Annotated in this window: 21 protein-coding genes; 4 read left to right on the forward strand and 17 right to left on the reverse strand. The window is 28.5% G+C overall.

All coding sequences use genetic code 11. The annotated features are described in order from the left end of the window. Positions 1 to 22: 22 nt before the first annotated feature. The 13 genes from ACREWB_RS13060 to ACREWB_RS13120 form a co-directional block, all read right to left on the reverse strand. A complete protein-coding gene (locus ACREWB_RS13060) occupies positions 23 to 754 on the reverse strand; it encodes a TraX family protein (RefSeq protein WP_431547882.1) in 732 nt (243 codons plus the stop codon). Positions 755 to 1,121: 367 nt separating this feature from the next. Next, entirely contained in the window at positions 1,122 to 1,892 is a 771-nt protein-coding gene (locus tag ACREWB_RS13065) for an ABC transporter permease (RefSeq protein ID WP_431547883.1), read from the reverse strand. Then, positions 1,867 to 2,808, reverse strand: coding sequence for an ABC transporter ATP-binding protein (locus ACREWB_RS13070; RefSeq protein ID WP_431547884.1), 942 nt, complete (start codon positions 2,806 to 2,808; stop codon positions 1,867 to 1,869). Before ACREWB_RS13070 ends, ACREWB_RS13065 begins: the two co-directional genes overlap by 26 nt. Before the next feature lie 16 nt (positions 2,809 to 2,824). Beyond that, complete coding sequence (locus ACREWB_RS13075; RefSeq protein ID WP_431547885.1) at positions 2,825 to 3,016, reverse strand: PLDc N-terminal domain-containing protein; 192 nt, start codon at positions 3,014 to 3,016, stop codon at positions 2,825 to 2,827. A gap of 185 nt (positions 3,017 to 3,201) precedes the next feature. Beyond that, positions 3,202 to 3,414: a hypothetical protein gene (locus ACREWB_RS13080; RefSeq protein WP_431547886.1), complete on the reverse strand. Its 213-nt coding sequence runs from the start codon at positions 3,412 to 3,414 to the stop codon at positions 3,202 to 3,204. Next, entirely contained in the window at positions 3,414 to 3,821 is a 408-nt protein-coding gene (locus tag ACREWB_RS13085; RefSeq protein WP_431547887.1) for a hypothetical protein, read from the reverse strand. Before ACREWB_RS13085 ends, ACREWB_RS13080 begins: the two co-directional genes overlap by 1 nt. Beyond that, positions 3,822 to 4,352: an RNA polymerase sigma factor SigY gene (sigY, locus tag ACREWB_RS13090; protein WP_431547888.1), complete on the reverse strand. Its 531-nt coding sequence runs from the start codon at positions 4,350 to 4,352 to the stop codon at positions 3,822 to 3,824. It lies immediately after the preceding gene. A 292-nt stretch (positions 4,353 to 4,644) separates the two neighbouring features. Further along, positions 4,645 to 5,496: a YybI family spore inner coat protein gene (locus ACREWB_RS13095; protein WP_431547889.1), complete on the reverse strand. Its 852-nt coding sequence runs from the start codon at positions 5,494 to 5,496 to the stop codon at positions 4,645 to 4,647. Between the two features lie 605 nt (positions 5,497 to 6,101). After that, positions 6,102 to 6,854, reverse strand: a complete 753-nt coding sequence (locus ACREWB_RS13100) for a PD-(D/E)XK nuclease family protein (RefSeq protein WP_431547890.1) — start codon at positions 6,852 to 6,854, stop codon at positions 6,102 to 6,104. Next, positions 6,848 to 9,055 (reverse strand): ATP-dependent helicase, encoded by a 2,208-nt coding sequence (locus ACREWB_RS13105; protein ID WP_431547891.1) that lies wholly within the window; start codon positions 9,053 to 9,055, stop codon positions 6,848 to 6,850. The genes ACREWB_RS13100 and ACREWB_RS13105 overlap by 7 nt, the downstream gene beginning before the upstream one ends. Continuing rightward, positions 9,033 to 11,111 carry a hypothetical protein gene (locus ACREWB_RS13110; RefSeq protein WP_431547892.1) on the reverse strand — a complete coding sequence of 693 codons (2,079 nt, stop codon included), beginning with the start codon at positions 11,109 to 11,111 and terminating at the stop codon, positions 9,033 to 9,035. Before ACREWB_RS13110 ends, ACREWB_RS13105 begins: the two co-directional genes overlap by 23 nt. A 73-nt stretch (positions 11,112 to 11,184) precedes the next feature. After that, complete coding sequence (locus ACREWB_RS13115; RefSeq protein ID WP_431547893.1) at positions 11,185 to 11,631, reverse strand: DUF6773 family protein; 447 nt, start codon at positions 11,629 to 11,631, stop codon at positions 11,185 to 11,187. Beyond that, positions 11,624 to 11,833, reverse strand: a complete 210-nt coding sequence (locus tag ACREWB_RS13120; RefSeq protein WP_431547894.1) for a helix-turn-helix transcriptional regulator — start codon at positions 11,831 to 11,833, stop codon at positions 11,624 to 11,626. Before ACREWB_RS13120 ends, ACREWB_RS13115 begins: the two co-directional genes overlap by 8 nt. Before the next feature lie 248 nt (positions 11,834 to 12,081). On the opposite strand from ACREWB_RS13120, the gene ACREWB_RS13125 reads away from it, so the two are divergent. Further along, positions 12,082 to 12,423, forward strand: coding sequence for a PadR family transcriptional regulator (locus tag ACREWB_RS13125; protein ID WP_431547895.1), 342 nt, complete (start codon positions 12,082 to 12,084; stop codon positions 12,421 to 12,423). Beyond that, the gene (locus ACREWB_RS13130; RefSeq protein WP_431547896.1) at positions 12,414 to 13,703 is read left to right on the forward strand and encodes an FtsW/RodA/SpoVE family cell cycle protein; all 1,290 of its coding nucleotides are present in this window, start codon (positions 12,414 to 12,416) and stop codon (positions 13,701 to 13,703) included. The genes ACREWB_RS13125 and ACREWB_RS13130 overlap by 10 nt, the downstream gene beginning before the upstream one ends. A gap of 80 nt (positions 13,704 to 13,783) precedes the next feature. Here ACREWB_RS13130 and ACREWB_RS13135 read toward each other — a convergent pair whose 3' ends face one another. Both ACREWB_RS13135 and ACREWB_RS13140 read right to left on the reverse strand, forming a co-directional pair. Beyond that, positions 13,784 to 13,990, reverse strand: a complete 207-nt coding sequence (locus tag ACREWB_RS13135) for a hypothetical protein (RefSeq protein WP_431547897.1) — start codon at positions 13,988 to 13,990, stop codon at positions 13,784 to 13,786. A 315-nt stretch (positions 13,991 to 14,305) separates the two neighbouring features. Beyond that, entirely contained in the window at positions 14,306 to 15,190 is an 885-nt protein-coding gene (locus ACREWB_RS13140; RefSeq protein WP_431547898.1) for an AraC family transcriptional regulator, read from the reverse strand. A gap of 143 nt (positions 15,191 to 15,333) precedes the next feature. Between ACREWB_RS13140 and ACREWB_RS13145 the strand changes: the two genes are divergently transcribed. Further along, positions 15,334 to 16,353 carry a Mur ligase family protein gene (locus tag ACREWB_RS13145; RefSeq protein ID WP_431547899.1) on the forward strand — a complete coding sequence of 340 codons (1,020 nt, stop codon included), beginning with the start codon at positions 15,334 to 15,336 and terminating at the stop codon, positions 16,351 to 16,353. 42 nt (positions 16,354 to 16,395) lie between these two features. Here ACREWB_RS13145 and ACREWB_RS13150 read toward each other — a convergent pair whose 3' ends face one another. Both ACREWB_RS13150 and ACREWB_RS13155 read right to left on the reverse strand, forming a co-directional pair. Continuing rightward, positions 16,396 to 16,854 (reverse strand): DMT family transporter, encoded by a 459-nt coding sequence (locus ACREWB_RS13150; RefSeq protein ID WP_431547900.1) that lies wholly within the window; start codon positions 16,852 to 16,854, stop codon positions 16,396 to 16,398. A 12-nt stretch (positions 16,855 to 16,866) separates the two neighbouring features. Then, positions 16,867 to 17,292 (reverse strand): DMT family transporter, encoded by a 426-nt coding sequence (locus tag ACREWB_RS13155; protein WP_431547901.1) that lies wholly within the window; start codon positions 17,290 to 17,292, stop codon positions 16,867 to 16,869. A 248-nt stretch (positions 17,293 to 17,540) separates the two neighbouring features. Here ACREWB_RS13155 and ACREWB_RS13160 point away from each other — a divergent pair, with 248 nt between their 5' ends. Then, on the forward strand, positions 17,541 to 18,149 hold the full coding sequence (locus ACREWB_RS13160; RefSeq protein ID WP_431547902.1) for a cyclic nucleotide-binding domain-containing protein: 609 nt from the start codon (positions 17,541 to 17,543) through the stop codon (positions 18,147 to 18,149). Positions 18,150 to 18,166 lie beyond the last annotated feature (17 nt).

Consider the following 18,166-nt stretch of genomic DNA (forward strand, 5'->3'; position numbering starts at 1 on the left):
ATACTCCTTTTCGCAATTTGTTTTACATAAATATTTTTATAAGTCCTAATATAAGTAAATGCAATGGATAAAAAGCATAAAAGAAGTATTTTAAATTTTTACCCTTCTCATTGTTATACTTAAAAATAAAAACCAATGCCAGTAACGATAAAGCTTGCCCAAACCAAGCTAATTCTAACGTTATACCTGGAAATTTGTACACATAAATTAAGATTTGTGATGCATCAAATAATATATATACAAGGGTTTGAGATATAACAGTTTTAATTTTATTATCCTTAAAAATATAAAACGCTAAAATCATTGCGACCCCATACATATTATAATCTGTATGTAACACTTTAGATGTAATAGCTAATGCTAATACAGTTATTACTCTAGCAATTTCTGATTCTTCTTTATCCCATATACGTATTGCTAGAAGTCCAAGTGCTAAAGTAAAGAAAATATTCAAATGTGGATTTGGACCACCTACAACAAAACTTAAAAAATCTGACAAGTTAAGTATATTAAACTGTTCGCCAAAAGCTAATGAAAACGGTAATTGGGACAAAGCTGCAAATATCATAAGTCTAGTTAAATATTTTGAAAAAGAATTCGTTTTAGTATACCCTACAACAATTAAATAGGCAAATATAGGAAACGATAATCTTCCTATAAGTCTTAAAATTGTAACCTCAGGGAAAATCACTGCCCCCGTGTGGTCAATTAACATTAATAAAATTGCAATAACTTTTAACATACTGGTTGTCATGAAGATCCCCCCAAAAAAACTTATATATTGTTATAACTTTATTTATAAATTATACCATCTATCTATTATTGTTGCATCACTTGGTTTTTCATTTTTATAATATTAATTAAAGTAAATAAATTCCTGAACTCTGTGAGTTCAGGAATTTATTTACTTTTTAGGTCCCTTATTTTTTTGATTCTTTTTATCTTTTTTCTTACCATTATCTTTAGTTGAAGTACCTTTACTTTTACCCTTATCTGGCATAATATATACCCCCCTGTTTTTGATATATCATATAAGAGTATTATAATTAATTTTTACATTAATGTCAATATTTATAATACTATTTTATATGCTATGTAATAGCGATTAATATTATGTTTTTTTATATTTCTTGTTCATCAAATATAAGCCATCCAGCTAATACTAATATTATTGATATTGCCATTACACCTAATACTGGTTTAAAAAAATTAATGTTGTTTTCACCTGTTAATATATCACTTGCACTATATACTAATTCATTTATTGATATAGACTTCAAGGATCCGCCCATATATTGTGGAACAGTACTTAAAATAATATATACACCATAGGCTGCACCACCTACAGCTATTTGACTCTTAAGAAAACTTGAAAAGAACATAGTAATTGCAATAATAAGTATTAAATTAGGTAAATAGACTGTAGTACCTAGGATTATATGTGACCAACTTACTTTACCAAATAAAACTTCAATGTAATAGGCACTAAAACCAATAGCTAAATACATACTGCAAATAATAAGTATAGAATATGAAAAGAATTTCGCAAAATAATATCTTGCACGTCCTATTGGTTTTACCAATACCATTGCTGTTACTTCTAATGAACGTTCACCTGCAATTGTTCCCATTAACATTAATATAATTACAATGGTACCCATTTGCCCAAACTGACCTAGTAATGACCTCAAAACATCATTAGCAGAAGGGGCCGCAATTTTAATTATAGTACCTTCTGGTAAATTTGATGCATTTTTTAATAGAGTTGGGAGCATCTTCATTGATACAGGTTGCATTAGGGCTAATAATATAAAAACCAAAGGGATAATTATAATTTTATAAGTTTTACATAACTCTTTTATTTCTTTATTTAACATTGGTAATTTTATCATTAATACCCACCACCTTCAAGAAAATGTTCTCCAATGTCATACCGCTAACTTGGTATGAAGTTAAGCACAATTGCTCATTTACAACTAATTTAAGAAATTCTATACGTGCCATTTCTAGATGATTTGTACTGATTTTAAATTTATTTCCTTCAACTTCTACTCTTGACACCCATGCTTTATTCTTTAGTAAATTCACTACATTTTTATCTTCTGACTCAATAGTGAATTCTATGGTTTTCTCAGCATATTTTTTAACTATTTCATCCATAGAACCTGATAATATTACAGCTCCTTTATTAATTATTATAATTTTATCTGCAACTCTAGAAATATCATCAATAATATGTGTAGACATAAATATTGTTATTTTATCTTTTAAGTCTTCTATTATATTAAGCACGTCATAACGCCCCTGTGGGTCTAATGCGGATACTGGTTCATCAAGTATAAGCAATTTAGGATTGTTAATAAGCGCTTGAGCTATCCCCAAACGTTGTTTCATTCCACCACTATATTCACCAATTTTTCGTTTTCTCGCTTCCCATACCCCACAGGTTTTTAAAAGCTCTTCACTTCTCGTCTTTATTGTTTGTTTGTCCAAATTGAACATAGACCCAACCCATTCCATCCATTCTTCACCAGTCATGTAATTGTAAAATTTCGGTGTCTGAGGACAATAACCTAATTCTTTTCTAATTTTCTTAATGTCCTTACGTGCTTCGTACCCAATAACCTCTACTTTACCAGAAGTAGGTGAAGCGAGTCCTGCTAATATACGTAGGACGGTAGTTTTACCTGCACCATTAGGTCCTAAAAATCCAACACATCCGGTGCCTCCTATACTAAATGTTACATTATCTAATGCTTTTTTATCTTTATAATTTTTAGATACTCCCTGGCAATTAATAATTCTCATTTTCTTTCTCCCTTTTTTAATCTCTTTTACCTAATGTTAAGTAAATAATTGGTCCAATTATAGAAATAAGTAAAACTGGAATCCATATAAATTTATTTTTACCTCTAATAGTTGCTTTATCACGTTTTACCAAATCAGCTACTGCAAATAAAAGTAGTATAGCCTGAATTATAATTATTGGTATCAATAGTTTTAAAGTATCTTGCATGTGATCACCTCTTTCAAATTTTTAATATAGTATCAAACTTACTATATCCTTTTTATATTTTCATGACTTTAACGTAATTAAAATCAAAAAGTTCATTTTATTTTAAAAATATATATTAAGGAAATCACCTTTCCTTTCTTAGTGAATAATACAGAGCAAAAAAATAGCCACTAATTTCTTAGTAGCTACTTTTTCCTTTTATTATTTAATATTACTCGTGTTACTAATAAATAAATAAGTAGATTACCTGGTGTATTTATAAGTGCAAAAATTCCCCAAAGCCAATAATATTTTTCTTTTCGTCTTCTTGCATCATAAAATACCCAAGCACCTTGAATTAATAAAATAGGAATAACTATTATTAGGAGTATCATTAATCCATTCTTTGAAAGCTCCATTAAACTTCACTTCCTCTTTTTTTAATTGCCAGTACAGGTATTATTATCCAAGGAACAATGCTAATAATAAACATCTGTGAAATAATAAGTAGCTTAGGACCAATTTTGATGATGGCTATGGAACATAAAGAAAGAATTATAACAGAGGATAATATAAATAGAATGAATTCTTTTTTATTCTTCTTGCTTTCTCTTATACACTCACCTTGCTCTATTATGCTTAGGGTGTCTATATTAAAATCGAATATATCTTCATTTAACACATCCATTTTCTTAGCTGTGGAATTTAGCACACTTTTAAATTCTAAGTCAGCCTCACAGTTCAATGTGTTTTGGGAGGCTTCCTCCTGAGATTCATTGTAAAATTCATCAATCAAGGAGTTTTTGTTTCTTTCAGAATCCTTCATTTATATAATCTCCTTTCTGTAAGTTTCACTTATTATATATTTTACTGCATTATGAAGCCTTGACCGAACTGTTCCAATGGGACAGCCTAAAATTTCAGATATTTCCTCATATTTATAACCATAATAATGCTTTAAAATAAATACAGCTCTTTTCTCATAAGGTAACTTTAAAATAATTTTCATTACCTCTTGATATTCAAAATTTAATATTACAGTGTCTTCTAATTGTTTACCTATATCAATAGCAGTTTCTTCTATTAGTTCAAATGTCTTATTTTTTCTTAAATAATCTCTGTAAACATTAGTAGCTATTTTTATGAGCCAAGTAGAGAATTTTGCTCTAGGCTCAAATTTATTTATATTGACCACAGCTTTAAGCATGGCATCTTGAATAATATCCTGTGCTAAGTGTGGGTCTCCTACCATTTTAACTGTGTAGCCTTTTAAAATATTATAATTATCTTTTAAAAGTGAATTTAGTGCGCTTTTATTACCATTCTTAGCTTTATTAATAAGCTCTAGTTCTTCCAATAACAATCACCCCTAGCAATGCTTTAACGTATAAATTCATCAAAAAGTTCACTACATTTATTATAATTCATAATATTAATTAATTTTACTATTATTCTTTAATCATTAAATAATATATCGTTTAATAAAATAGTATTCAATTCCAATATAATTGTCAATCCTTTATTTAAATGTTTTATATTACTAGTTAAAGACCATTAATATTTTCTGTAAAATGTTAATAATTAAAAAAAATAAGCTCTTAAAAATTAAGAGCTTATCTGTATAACCTTTAAATAGCAATTGCTTATATCTAATGAATATGTTTTAAACTTACTTTATTAGTATCTAGCTTTATATTTTTGCCGTCCCATTTCCATTCAGATTTTAAATACCCCAGTGTATCTGCATTGCATGTTCCTACTATGCGTTGGTATGCAATTAATTCATATGTTCCATTTTTATCTGTGTCTATTGGGGTTATTTCAGAAAATCCGTCCATCCACGGTTCAATACTTTGTTTGATCTTCCCATCTTTATCATATATATTTGAGTCAATATATTGAATCTTATTAGGTGATAAATCAATTACAAAAGTTTTATTTAATTTCTTACTACTTAGATTCACCATAAAATTATCTTCGAATTTACCTGTTAGATCTATTTCACTGTTATAATTTTGGCTATTCCAAAGTACACTTAGTTTTTTTTCCTTAAACTTAATAATAGAATAGTCTATAAATCCACCACTTCCACCCGTTGGCATTTTTACAAAAATATCAGGCACTTTATCTCCATTAAAATCGCCTAAAAATACTGTAGGTTGATATCCTCCATTGTATTTTCCTAAAGATGACCTTATGAATTTTTTGCTTTTTCCATTTTGAACTATTATACTCAAATTCTCAAAATATATATCTGCTTTCTTTGCTTTTGTGCCTGTTAAAATCACATTATCTTTTACGTTATCACCAGTTATATCAACATATTTGTAGTCTGAAATATAAGTATTTTTACTTAGGTTTAGTTTAGGTATTGATATAAGTGAATCTATTTTATAGTTTTGCAGTTTTGGTTTTGTAATACCTTGAGCACTTGTTATAGGTCCTGCAATAATGAGCGAACTTAAAAATATGGTTAATAGGATAAGCTTTTTATTTTTCATAATTATTCCTCCATTAGAACTGATTAGTTTATACAACTATAATATCATGTTTATTTACATAAATAGTTACAATTCAGAGAAGGTTTAGTTACATAATAGTAACAGCTTTATATTCAAGTTTTCCAGTCCCATATTTCTATTTTGTTATGTGATTTGATTTTCTAATGTCTAGCATTTATCATGACCCTTTGGGCATTAATGTAATTTTGAAGAACATTGAAATAATGAGATGGTTTATTTTCATTCCATTATCAGTATATAGTATAATTATACTACGGTTTACGTTGCAATAGGCTTAAAATATAGGGCTTTCACATGCTTTGACATTTACTTATCTTCAGGATGTTTTGAACCATATACTTCTACAAGGAGTTGACCGAAGGAGTGTATATCTCCTGACCACAAAACACATATAAAAACAATAGGTATACATATACTAAATAAAATTTTTCGTATCAAGTTATATTTACATTGTTTCAAAATAATTCGCTCCTTTTTTAAGAAATATGCCCCTACACATTTAGTTTATTTAAAGTTTTTGTTATATATGATTTTTTAATATTCAAACTATATTTTCTGTTTATAAAAAGTATTAATGCTAACAGTTAAGCATAGCCTAAAACAAAAGCATCACATACGTGATTTACTCCAGCAAATTCACAATACTTACAATGCTTACTATATAGTTCTTTATTGAAATCAGAACCAAAATCATAATTATCTAATCTGCATATTAGTTCCATGATTTTTTCTTCGTGAATTTTATGAATACTCTCTGTATAATTAATAGTAATGATATCCTCTTCAAACTGAGGTTGCCAAAAATTCATAGTTATATTTTCTAGAGGTATCTCTTTATCAAACACTTCCAAAGACCTTTCTCCTAATATATACATATAAATAATAGCTTGCATTCTTTTACATACTTCTTTATAATCCAGTTTCCTATTCTCAGTTTTCCAGTCCCATATTTCTATTTTGTTATTTGGTCTAATAACTATTAAATCGTATTTTGCTTGGATTCTAATATCATCTTTTCTCATTTTAATTTCATACTCTGTTAAATATATATTTTCATCTGAAATTAGAAATTTTTCTTTTAATGAATTATACCAATTAATAAGTTCACTATTACTTTTATTTATGTTCACAGGTATATTTGAAAAGTATCGTTGACAAATAAGGTGAAAATCTAGTCCCATGTTCATATTTTCATAATAATCCTCATTATTTATTGAATCTTTTTTCCATCTAACATTGTCTAAATACTTTATCTTAAATTTTAAGGGGCATTTATCAAAGGTGTTTAATAAATTTTGACTATAGTAGATGTGCTTTAATTTTCTGATATCTAGCATTTACCATCACCCCTTTGGCTATTAATGTAGCTTTGAAGAACATAAAAATAATGTGACGGCTTATTTTCATTCCATTTCCCCTCATTAGATTTAGATGCCATTAAAATCAAGTATTCTTTTGCTCTAGTTATTCCTACATATAAAAGTCTTATCTTCTCATTTATAATTTGTATTTTAGCTTCCATTAATGGATCTTCACAAATACTATTTCCTAGAATTTTTGCAATTTCAGCGCGGCAAAGCACTGTGGGGTTTTTAAATTCGTTTTTCAAATAATAATAGTCTTTAAATTTATCCGTTGCCATATATGGGTATTGATAAGCTGTGATATTTAATATTAATACGCAATCCCACTCCAGTCCTTTAGCTTTATGACAAGTAGCTACTGTTATTCTATCAGGGGTTGGTTCATACCCTTCTAAGTCATAAATTATACCTGAAATATAATTTAAAATACTGTTTTTTTCATCTAGCAGCTGTTCCCCTAAGTATCCTAATGTAAATCCACTATTATCGCTAGACTTTAATCTACTATATGTTGCAACTGCCTCTGCCATTGCTCTATTTTCAAGACTGAAATTTAAAACATCGCTAATATGCAAAATCAATTTATCTAAATGTGTTTGTGGATATTCAAATATACTTTTAATTTGTTCCATGGATGTTATAAATTCTTTATATACCTTTGAATTTAAAATTTCTCCTGGAATATCTTTTGGATCAATTATTTTTCCTTCGGGATACATAAGCTTTTCCACTTCATAAGTTTGTATAAAATCAAGCAACTTTTGACTTTCTTCATTTTGCTCCTCTATAAACACGTTTTGAATTAAATTTTTAAATCTAACACTATCTTGTGGCCTTGAAATAAACTCTAATAAATAACCTAAAGTACTCGTAACTTTAATTCTTTTATCTGATTTATTTGATAGTTCATCACATACAATATTTAACGCTCTGAGTTTATCCGCTATTTCTCTAACCTGGTTATTATATGGAACTAATATTGCACAGGTTTTACTTGGATGTTTTTCTTTGAATTTTTGTGCTAGCTTAATAGCCCTTTGCATTTCATCTTCACTTGAGCTACAAACCATAGCGCTTATCCCATAATTATGTGCAATAGATGTTATATTTTTAGTGTCCTCTGTGAGACTTTTGATCTCCTGATTTACTAATGCGCCTCTACATTTTTCTTCTTCATGATGATTATTTGTAAACACAACTAATTCGTTCGCTAAATTAATAATATTATTTGTACTACGACCTGCCATAAACATTTGGAACACATCATTTGCATTATCACTAAACTCCGTAAAAAATTTCGGATCTGAAGCTGTGAAAGTTCCTGTTATGCTTTGATTAACATCCCCTACCCTAACTAAATTACCACTTTTATCTGTGATTAAACTAAGTATTTTTCCCTGAATTAAATTTGAGTCTTGACATTCATCTTCAAATACAAAGGTGTATTTTTTTTGTAATTTTAATCTAAGCACATCATCTGTTTTTAAAAGCTTATATGCAAGAATTAACAAATCATTATAATCTATATATCCCTCTTTTTTTAGAATTTCAGTGTAGGATGTATAAATTTCAGCTATATGTACTAAACTACTATTTTCATTTAAATATTTTAACTCACTTTTCAATTTTTCAGGAGAAATATCGTTTATTTTAAGTTCACCAATAATTGTATCCACTGTCTTGAAGAAATCATTCCACCAATCATTTTGTTTAACTTCGTATTTATTTAAGCCTTTATCTGATATCATAGCCTTAAATACACGCTCTCCTCCTTTCCTTCTCCACTGTGAAATACAATTATTTAAGTATAAACTTTTATTTACATCATCCAATATTTTAAATTCTTCATTAACCCCCATTACATCTGGTCTATCTTTTAAAATTTTCAGAGCCAAACTATGAATAGTCATAACCTCATAATCATTACTTGCAGTTATACCACTATTTTGTAACACTCTAGAAATCCTATGTTTAAAATTATTCACTGCACTATTCATAAAAGTCACTATAAGTATTTTTCCAGGTTTATGGACTTTGCCTTTTATAAGTTCACATACTAGATTACATATTATAAAAGTTTTTCCTGCTCCCGGAACTGCGGGTACTGCCATAGTTCCTCCACGATATTCCATTATAGGCTTTTGATCATCCCTATAGATTATTTCCTTCAACATCTTCACCTCGCTCACTTAAAACTTCTACAAGAATATCTGAAAATATACTTTCTTGTTGATATCCATTTAAAGAATATTCACTACCATATATATATAATTCACTCTTACATTTCCTTAAAAGTCCGTGTACAACGGAAATTAAAATTCCGTATATATTAGTATTTTCTTTTTCATGAGTATAGATATCATTAATATCCCAATTACTTCTTAATACATAGGAGTTTGATAATTCCTTTATATTTCTTGAACACCACATATTGCTGTTAATATCTGTCCATATTTGAACCTTAGAACTTAAATTAGAGGTTAAATAAGTATAGGGTGATGTTAAAAGTATACTATTATATTGTAATAACATCTCTTGGATTTCATTCGATGAATAAAATTCACTCCCTTCTCTTAGTATAAATTCTATAAATCTTTCTTCCGAAGACCTTCCTTTAAATTCTAATTTATTTAGTGTATTTACGAACCCTTCGCAGCGCTCATATAAATTTATGTAGTCCTCTATATGTTCTTTAACTTTTGGCAGCAATATAAGCACTTCTAAAAATGCTTTTCTGAAAAATTCAGCTAGTGGCACCTTGTGCTCTGAAAAATGAATTTTATAATCTTCTATCCATTTTTTAAGTTTAATATATTTATCTACATAAGTAGCTCCTACTCTATCTATCACTTCATTATTAAGCTCCGGAAGCCCGCTTGTCACTAACGAAGATAATAATGAACTTCTAACTGGATCTAGTTGTAATATAAAAGAAAAAAAGTTTTTATAATGTTCTTCCGTTAATTTTATACTTTTATAATCATTACAGAGTAACGCAAGTACTATTAATGGGTGTAAATATTCATTGTCTATAAATCTATATTTTTTTGTAGTCTCTATAATTGATATACCTAATATTTTTGCTTTTTTCTGTAGCGCGTAGGCCATAATAAAATCATTAAACGGACAAATTACAGCTATATCCACAGGCTTAAAACCTTGAATTAATAGCTGTTCAATTTTTAATAATATCTTCTGGACCATTTCTGATCTTAGTTGTGATGTCATATCTATATAAGCTTCTAAATTTCCATTTATCACTTCTTCTTTATAGTGGTTATGTGCCCTATTATCTATTATCTGTGCAAAATTTATAAATTCATCATTGCAGCAAAAATGATTATCTACCGTAAGTTCATGGTATTCAACATTTAATTTTTTCTTTAGATAATCAGTATTAGCCCCATAATAACTACAAAATCCACCCTTTGGGTTATAAAATAAGTATGCCTTATTTACATTGTTAATAATCTTTAAGATAAGTTCTAGTTCTGCTGGTGAAGCCTCATCTATATCATCTACAATAAGATATTTTATATTATTAATACTACAATATCTTGCGTCCTTAAGTACATAATTATTATAAAGGTAAAAACACAATCCATAATCTACAACACCATTACCTAACAATTTTGATATGTAATACTCGGTTACTTCATCTAATTGATTATAAGTTTCTTTCACTAAAAAATCCTTTACCTCTAATGAATTATATAGCCTAGTTCCTATTTCATTAAAAGGTACTAATGATAGCGCCGCATTATTAATGTTAGATATCAAATCTGAAGCTATTTTAGAAGAAGTTGATGTTATATCACTAAAGTACCCTTTAGATGTTCTAAAGTGTTCCACTAATGCTTTCATTGCATAATTTGTAGCATCAAAAGATGCAAATTCAGGTTTTAATGCATTAGTTTTTATTTCATCGCATTTCTCCACTACATATGGCCAATAAAGTGACAGCTCTTTTCTAATAAATCCATAGTAGGAGCTTTTTCTAATCTCAGAACTGGTATTAAAAATCATATCTTTTGTCCATGTTATATTTTGATATTTATTCATGAACAAACACAATATGCTTGTGCTTTTAATTTTTTCAACTTCTATCATGTTCTTGTATTTAGAAATTGCCAGAGTTGTCTTTCCACTGGCAGAATTCCCTTTAACTAAGATACATTGCTGTGTAAATTTATTTTGATTTATTATTTTGTTAGCTTCTGCATATTTCATTGTATCACCTCAATATAATCCATTATCTTATATTTTACCATATTTAGCATAAGTTAAACAAAACACTCTATATTTACTCCTCACCGCTATCACTTTTATGCCTAGATATATTACCAAAAGCTATAATAGATAAAAGAACTAAAATGAATATACTAATTATTATAATTACGGGTCCAAAATTTGAAAAAAACGGTACCTTCCCTTTGAAAGATAAGGTTATGGTCGCTCCTATAATTAGAAAAAAAACAGATAAAATAACCCCTCCTATTATATACTTAGAATTTATATTTCTACTATTCACACCTAAATATGCTCCTGCCCATACTGTCCTTATAAGATAATATCCCATACATATATTTATAATTATAAGCACATTCATAGGGTAAGCTATCCATTCAATCCCAATATTATAAAGTCCCAGATCTATAAAAAGCAGATAGAACATTGCCATAAAACAGTTATTCCCGATTTTATTTCTCTTTTGAACTTGCATTTCATCTAGTTTGTCATTTTTATACATTGCTATCATCCTCCCCAAAAATCTGATCTAATGTTTTACCAAGTACTTTGCATATATCTCTACACAATTGTATTGACGGATTATACCCACCGTTTTCAATTGCATTTATCGTTTGTCTAGTCACACCAACAGCTTCTGCAACTTCCTTTTGTGACATGTCTTTTCCGGCCCTTGCAGATTTAAACTTTAGATTTTTACTCACATTATTCACCTCTAAATAAATAGTAACATAAATGATACCATGTGTCAAATATATATTACATATAGTCAATAATCTTATACTCCCATAACCAAGGAATCATACCACTAAATTTAATTTACACTATATATTGACATAATATATTATAGTGTTATTATTATACATATAGTTACTATGTATCGACTTACTATGTATCGGCTTACTAAGTATCAATAATATTATACCATAACCATTATAAAGGAGGAGATAAGATGTCAATAAACAAAGAACTTTTAAAAGGAAGTACGGTAATTCTTATACTTAAGTTAATTAATAAAAAACCAATGTATGGATATGAGATGATAAAAGAGATGGAAGAAAAATCAAATGGGATATTTACATTAAAAGAAGGGACACTCTATCCAATTCTTCATACCTTAGAGGCAAAGGGACTTGTAGAAGCATATTGGGATGAAGGCTGTGGAAATCGCCCCAGAAAATACTACAGGATAATGGAGGCAGGTCGATTATCTTTAAAGAAAAAAGAAGAAGAATGGACAACTTTCCGTTCCACAGTTGATAAAATATTATTGGAGGCTGTATTATGGGCGTAGGAAATAATTCTAAGATTAGTGAATATATAGATTATGTCTGTTCTTATGTAAAATATAAAGCAGCTCATAAAGAAGTAAAACAGGAGCTATCATCACACATAGAGGACATTATAGATGAATATGCTGAAAGTGGAATATTAGATGAAGAAGCAGTAAGTAAAGCTGTTGAACGAATGGGAGATGGTGTAACCCTAGGTAAACAGCTAAATATAGCCCACAAGGGAAACCCAGATTGGATTACATTAATTTTAACCATAATCCTTTTAAATACGGGTGTTGCTTTGATGTATCTTATGCAATATAGAAGTTCCTATGGACGGAATGATTATCTATTTAATCACAGCCTAATATATGCTTCTATCGGCACCATAGGCTTAGTATTATTATATTTCTTTGATTACAGAAAATTAGAAAAGTACTCGCTGCATATTTTTGCAGGAATGTGTTTGTTATTTATCCTGTATATATTTATAGGTAACCCTATAAATGGACGTCTTTTTATTTCAATTGGCTCTTTTAGAACTGATATTAGGGCAATTAGCTTGTATGTATTTATAATTGCACTTGCAGGTATATTCAATAACTATGACTGGAACAAAAGAATGAATTTAATTAAAGCTTTTGGATATTTAATTATTCCAATGTATTTTATGCTTTCTGTTCAAGGATTAGCTTACTGTGGAATTTACTTTATTTCATTTATAGTTTTAGCGCTTAAATCTAAGATGAAAATTAGATATGCAATTTATATTGTTGCATTTAATGCTATTAGTTTTATATTATATATTTTCACGGCACCATATAGAGCAAGAAGACTTTTAAGTTTTTTAGACCCATTCTCTGATCCAGAAGGAAGTGGATATTTAGGTGTACAGATGTATAAAATAATTCATACATCTGGAATTTTGGGGAATGGATTTTCAGCAAATGAAAAATTATTAGTACCTGAGATGCAATCAGACTTTATATTCAATTATATTGTTCACACTTTTGGGTGGCTAGGAGCTGCGATTATTATTACTTTTATTATTTCTTTCATATATAGAATTTTGAATATTTCAAAATATGTTAGAGATAATTATGGCAGCTTACTTATTAGTGGGCTAATTAGTATATTTATAGTTCAATTTTCAGTAAATATATTAATGAATGTAAATTTATTCCCTATTATTGGAATTGCACTTCCTTTTATAAGCTATGGAGGATCTTTAGGTCTTATTAATATGGCATCTGTAGGTATTATTATGAGTGTGTATAGAAGGAGAAGCTTAACCAATTAATATACGTTACATCATTTAGTTTTTAATTAAATTTGAATATAAAAAAAGTAGGAAGAATTTTTCCTGCTTTTTTTGACTTACTAACTTTCTTTCTCTGAATGCTTTTTCCCATAAATTTTATGCAGTATTAAATCATATTGACCTAACTTATCTGCTAACATATGCCAATTCTTATGTTCAGCATTAGAAACATTCACTTGATTGGTTTCCACATTTTTTAATCTTTCACCAATATCCTTAATATCCTTTTGCATTTGTATTAACATTTCTTTTATTTCGTTATCCATAATTTATCTCTCCTTCTAAAATCCTATATTATATCTAAATCTATTATACATTATTTTTATGCCTACCACATAATTAAACTATTTCAGTATGCTTATATCACTTCTCTCTAAGTTTCATATACTATAATTAACATAAATAATTTTAGGGGGTCATTATTATATTTAAAACAACAAATTTTATTAATATTTTATGTATCCTAGGGCCACCAACATTACTTACAGCAGTAGAAATTTATAAGATACGAGGGTATATAAAGAAGTACATCGAAAATCTAAAATTATACTCACATGAAACATAATTACTCGAATTACAGTTTATTTTAATGACTTTTCAATTTCAATTATTGCTTTGTAATGATTTTTGGGAGATACTCCGAACATCTTTTTAAATGCTCTAAAAAAAGTAGAATAATCGTAAAATCCACATTCACCACATACTTCTGTTATTGATTTACCACTCTTAATCAGTGAATTGGACATGATTAGTCTTTTCTGAAGTATATAATTATGCACCGTATACCCCGTTTGTTTTTTAAATTTATGCATAAGATAATATTTGCTCATGTAAAACCTACTGGCAAGATTATCAATAGATAATTCTTCACTAATATTTTCATTTATATAATCTAAAATAGTACCTATATTCTCATCATATTCAATATCATTTAATTCTTTGTTGCTTTCCATTCCCATATACAATCTAGTTAAGTAAACCAAAAGTTGTAAAAACAAGGAGTTTCTCAAAATCCGATTTCCAAAATCGTTACTTTTACAGGCATCCTCAAGCTGTGATAATATATATTTTATGTTAATAAGTAATTCACTACTAAGTCTAAGCATGCTAAACTTTTGCTTTACAGCCAATTCAAAACTTGCTAGTAAATTACAGTCGTTACTGTTATGTTGCTCTAAAAATCTTGAATTCACCCAAATAACTATGCGTTCATAAGGCTGTGAAATATCTATTAATGGTTTGTGTACCTCACTACTACTTACAAGAAGTATATCCCAAGGTTTCAGTTTATAAGATTTGCCTTCAATTAAATAAGTAACATTACCTGATATAAAAATTATTATTTTATTGAATTCATGGTAATGAAACTCAAACTCCATATTTCTTTGGTCTTTTAAATGGAATAATTTAAAATCTTCATTTAAATAACCTCTTTTACAATTGTGTGCTTCCTTTTCAGATTTCATGATATCCTCCTAGCAATCTATTAGGTGATTATTTAATAGTAGAGCACTTTTTGCAATGTTTCAAGCACTTTAAGCAATAAACATAGCAAAAATTACTACTATAATAAATATATAGACATAAATCGCTAAAACGGAGGGTAACTATGAAAATAAAAGATCTCTTAAATGAAATTCCTTATGAGGTTATTCAAGGCGCAGATGAAATTAATATACAAAATATTTCATGGGACTCAAGAAGGCTAAAACCTAATTCATTGTTCATTTGTGTTAAGAATAAAAATGTTGACAGGCATAGTTATGCACATGCAGCAATTGAAGCCGGCGCTACTACATTATTAATAGAACATAATATTGAAAATTTACCCATAGGTATCAACGTAATAAAAGTTGAAAACACAAAACTTGCTATGGCTATTATAGCTAATCGCTTTTATGATGAACCTTCTAAAAAATTCAATCTCATTGGAATTACTGGAACTAATGGAAAAACAACAGTAACCTTCTTTATAACAAAAATATTAGAATCCATTGGTCGCAAGGTTGGAATTATTAGCACTATTGAAAATAGTATTGGGAATACAACACTTAAAACAGCCAAATTAAATCCTACAACTCCAGACGCAATGGAACTTCAATCATCCTTTGCTGAAATGGCAGAAAACAATGTTACTGATGCTATTATTGAAGTAACTTCAATAGCCTTAGAACAGCACAGAACCTATATGTGTGATTTTGATATAGGCATATTCACTAACTTAACGCAAGATTATTTAGATGAGAATGGTAAAACAGAAAATTATAAAGAAGCAAATATAAAATTATTTAAAATGTGTAGATTTGGTATTATTAATGCCGATGATCCAGTATCACAAGAAATAATTCAAAATGCTACCTGTGATATTGTTACCTATGGTATTAATAACACTGCTGATTTTATGGCAAAAGATATTGTGTATTCGCATGAAGGAGTATGTTTCACATTGTATTTTTGTGATAACCTTAAGAGCGTTCAACTTAATGTTCCAGGTGAATTTAATGTTTATAATGCGCTGACTGCTATTGCATCTTGTTATTTTTTAGGGTTCCCATTATTATTAATTATTCATTCATTACCCGCTATTAATGTAGAAATAGTAAAAGAGTATTTCTCTCGTATTTTATAGTCATAAATTATTAAGGCTCAACATTGGATGCTGAGCCTTAATTTACGTTAAAAATTCATTTACAATTAATTCTTTCTTGTCCACATTAGAATTATACATAATTCCTATTAGAATCAATATTCCACCAATAATTTTTCCTTTTGAAACAAATCCCTCTCTAAAATAATCAATAAGTATTCCTGTGAAAATTTGACCTATAAATATAAGCAAAGTAGTATATATAGTTGGAATTTTAGGAATTACGATGTTAGAACTTGCAACTACAATTACTCCTATTAATCCGCCTAAAAGAGCCCATAACGGTATTTCAGTATAACCTTTATGAGATAGATTTACAAAATTGCGTACTACAATAATTAATAGTATAGTAGTAAATAGTCCTACTAAATAATTTACCAAGGTTCCCTGAAATACTCCGATTTTTTTAGCTAAATGTGAATTTATAATCATCGATAATATAATAAATGAGCCACACAAAGCCGCTGAAATTATATATAACATATTTGTCCTCCTCTATTTATAATATATCATTGTAACTAACCCTAAAAATATTATAAAGAATCCCACGATTTTTTTCTTCTTAAACTTATAAATATCCAAACCAAATAACCCATAATGATCAATAAAGCTGGCTAAAATGAGTTGTCCAAAAACTCCTAAGGATAATGTTAACGATGCACCAAGGGCATTGAAGCATAAATTATTTAAAAATACCACCAAAACTCCTATTAACCCACCACTAAATAAGTAAATTGGAATATTCTTGTTTAACCTTAACTTCTGCTTTTTTAATATTAAAATAATAATTACTGCAATAAGACCCACTATATGAATTATTAATAGTGATTGATAGGAATCTGTGTAATTCACCAAAATTCCATTAAAAGTTACCATTATAGTAATTAAAATACCTATAAATACCGCAGATGCCTTATACATTTAGCTTCCTCCATTCTTTAATAGATGTCTCTTTTATAAGATTAACATAAAAAAACTTGGTTCTATATGACACATGTCATATTTCTAGTAAAATTGTTTATACAAAACCAAAACAATCTATTATAATAATACATAGATACTAAAAGGGGGTAACCATTACGAAACGTATATATAGCAAAAGTGAATTAGACAATTATATAGAAAAATATTATATAACGGATTATTTTGGCATAGATATGTATAAATATATGGAGCTCCATAGTTTTGATAAAGGAAGTCATCTCGTCAAAACTGATGAGCCCATAGATTATTTTTATTTTTTTGTACAAGGAAAAGTAAAAATATATACTGTTCTTAAAAATGGTAAATCTCTATTATTTCGGTTACATAAACCATTGGTTATAATTGGAGATGTGGAATTTATTGATTATGACACGGCTAATTCAAACATTGAAGCCATAACAGAATGTTTGTGTATTGGAATTTCTATGAATAATATAAGAAAATACGCTGTTTGTGATAAAACTTTTTTAAAGTGTATGTGTACAAGCCTTGGCAAAAAATTTATTAGCTCATCCATTGCAAGTTCAATAAATATCCTCTACCCTCTAGAAAATAGATTGTCAAGTTACCTACTTGCTATTGCACCAGAAAACAGCAATCTTTCTACCCTAGATGTTGGAATAACCACTGATAAATTTACTGAGCTTGCAGATTTGCTTGGAACAAGCTATAGACATTTAATTAGAACTATAAATAAATTATGCGACGAAAAAATAATAAAAAAAGAAAAAAACTCTATTACGATTCTAGATATGGCTGCATTAGAAAAGCTTGCAGGGGATTTGTACCAATAAAAAAAGCAGGTGTATAC

The sequence above is a fragment of the Clostridium sp. genome (assembly GCF_050717635.1).
Lineage (GTDB): Bacteria > Bacillota > Clostridia > Clostridiales > Clostridiaceae > Clostridium_AD.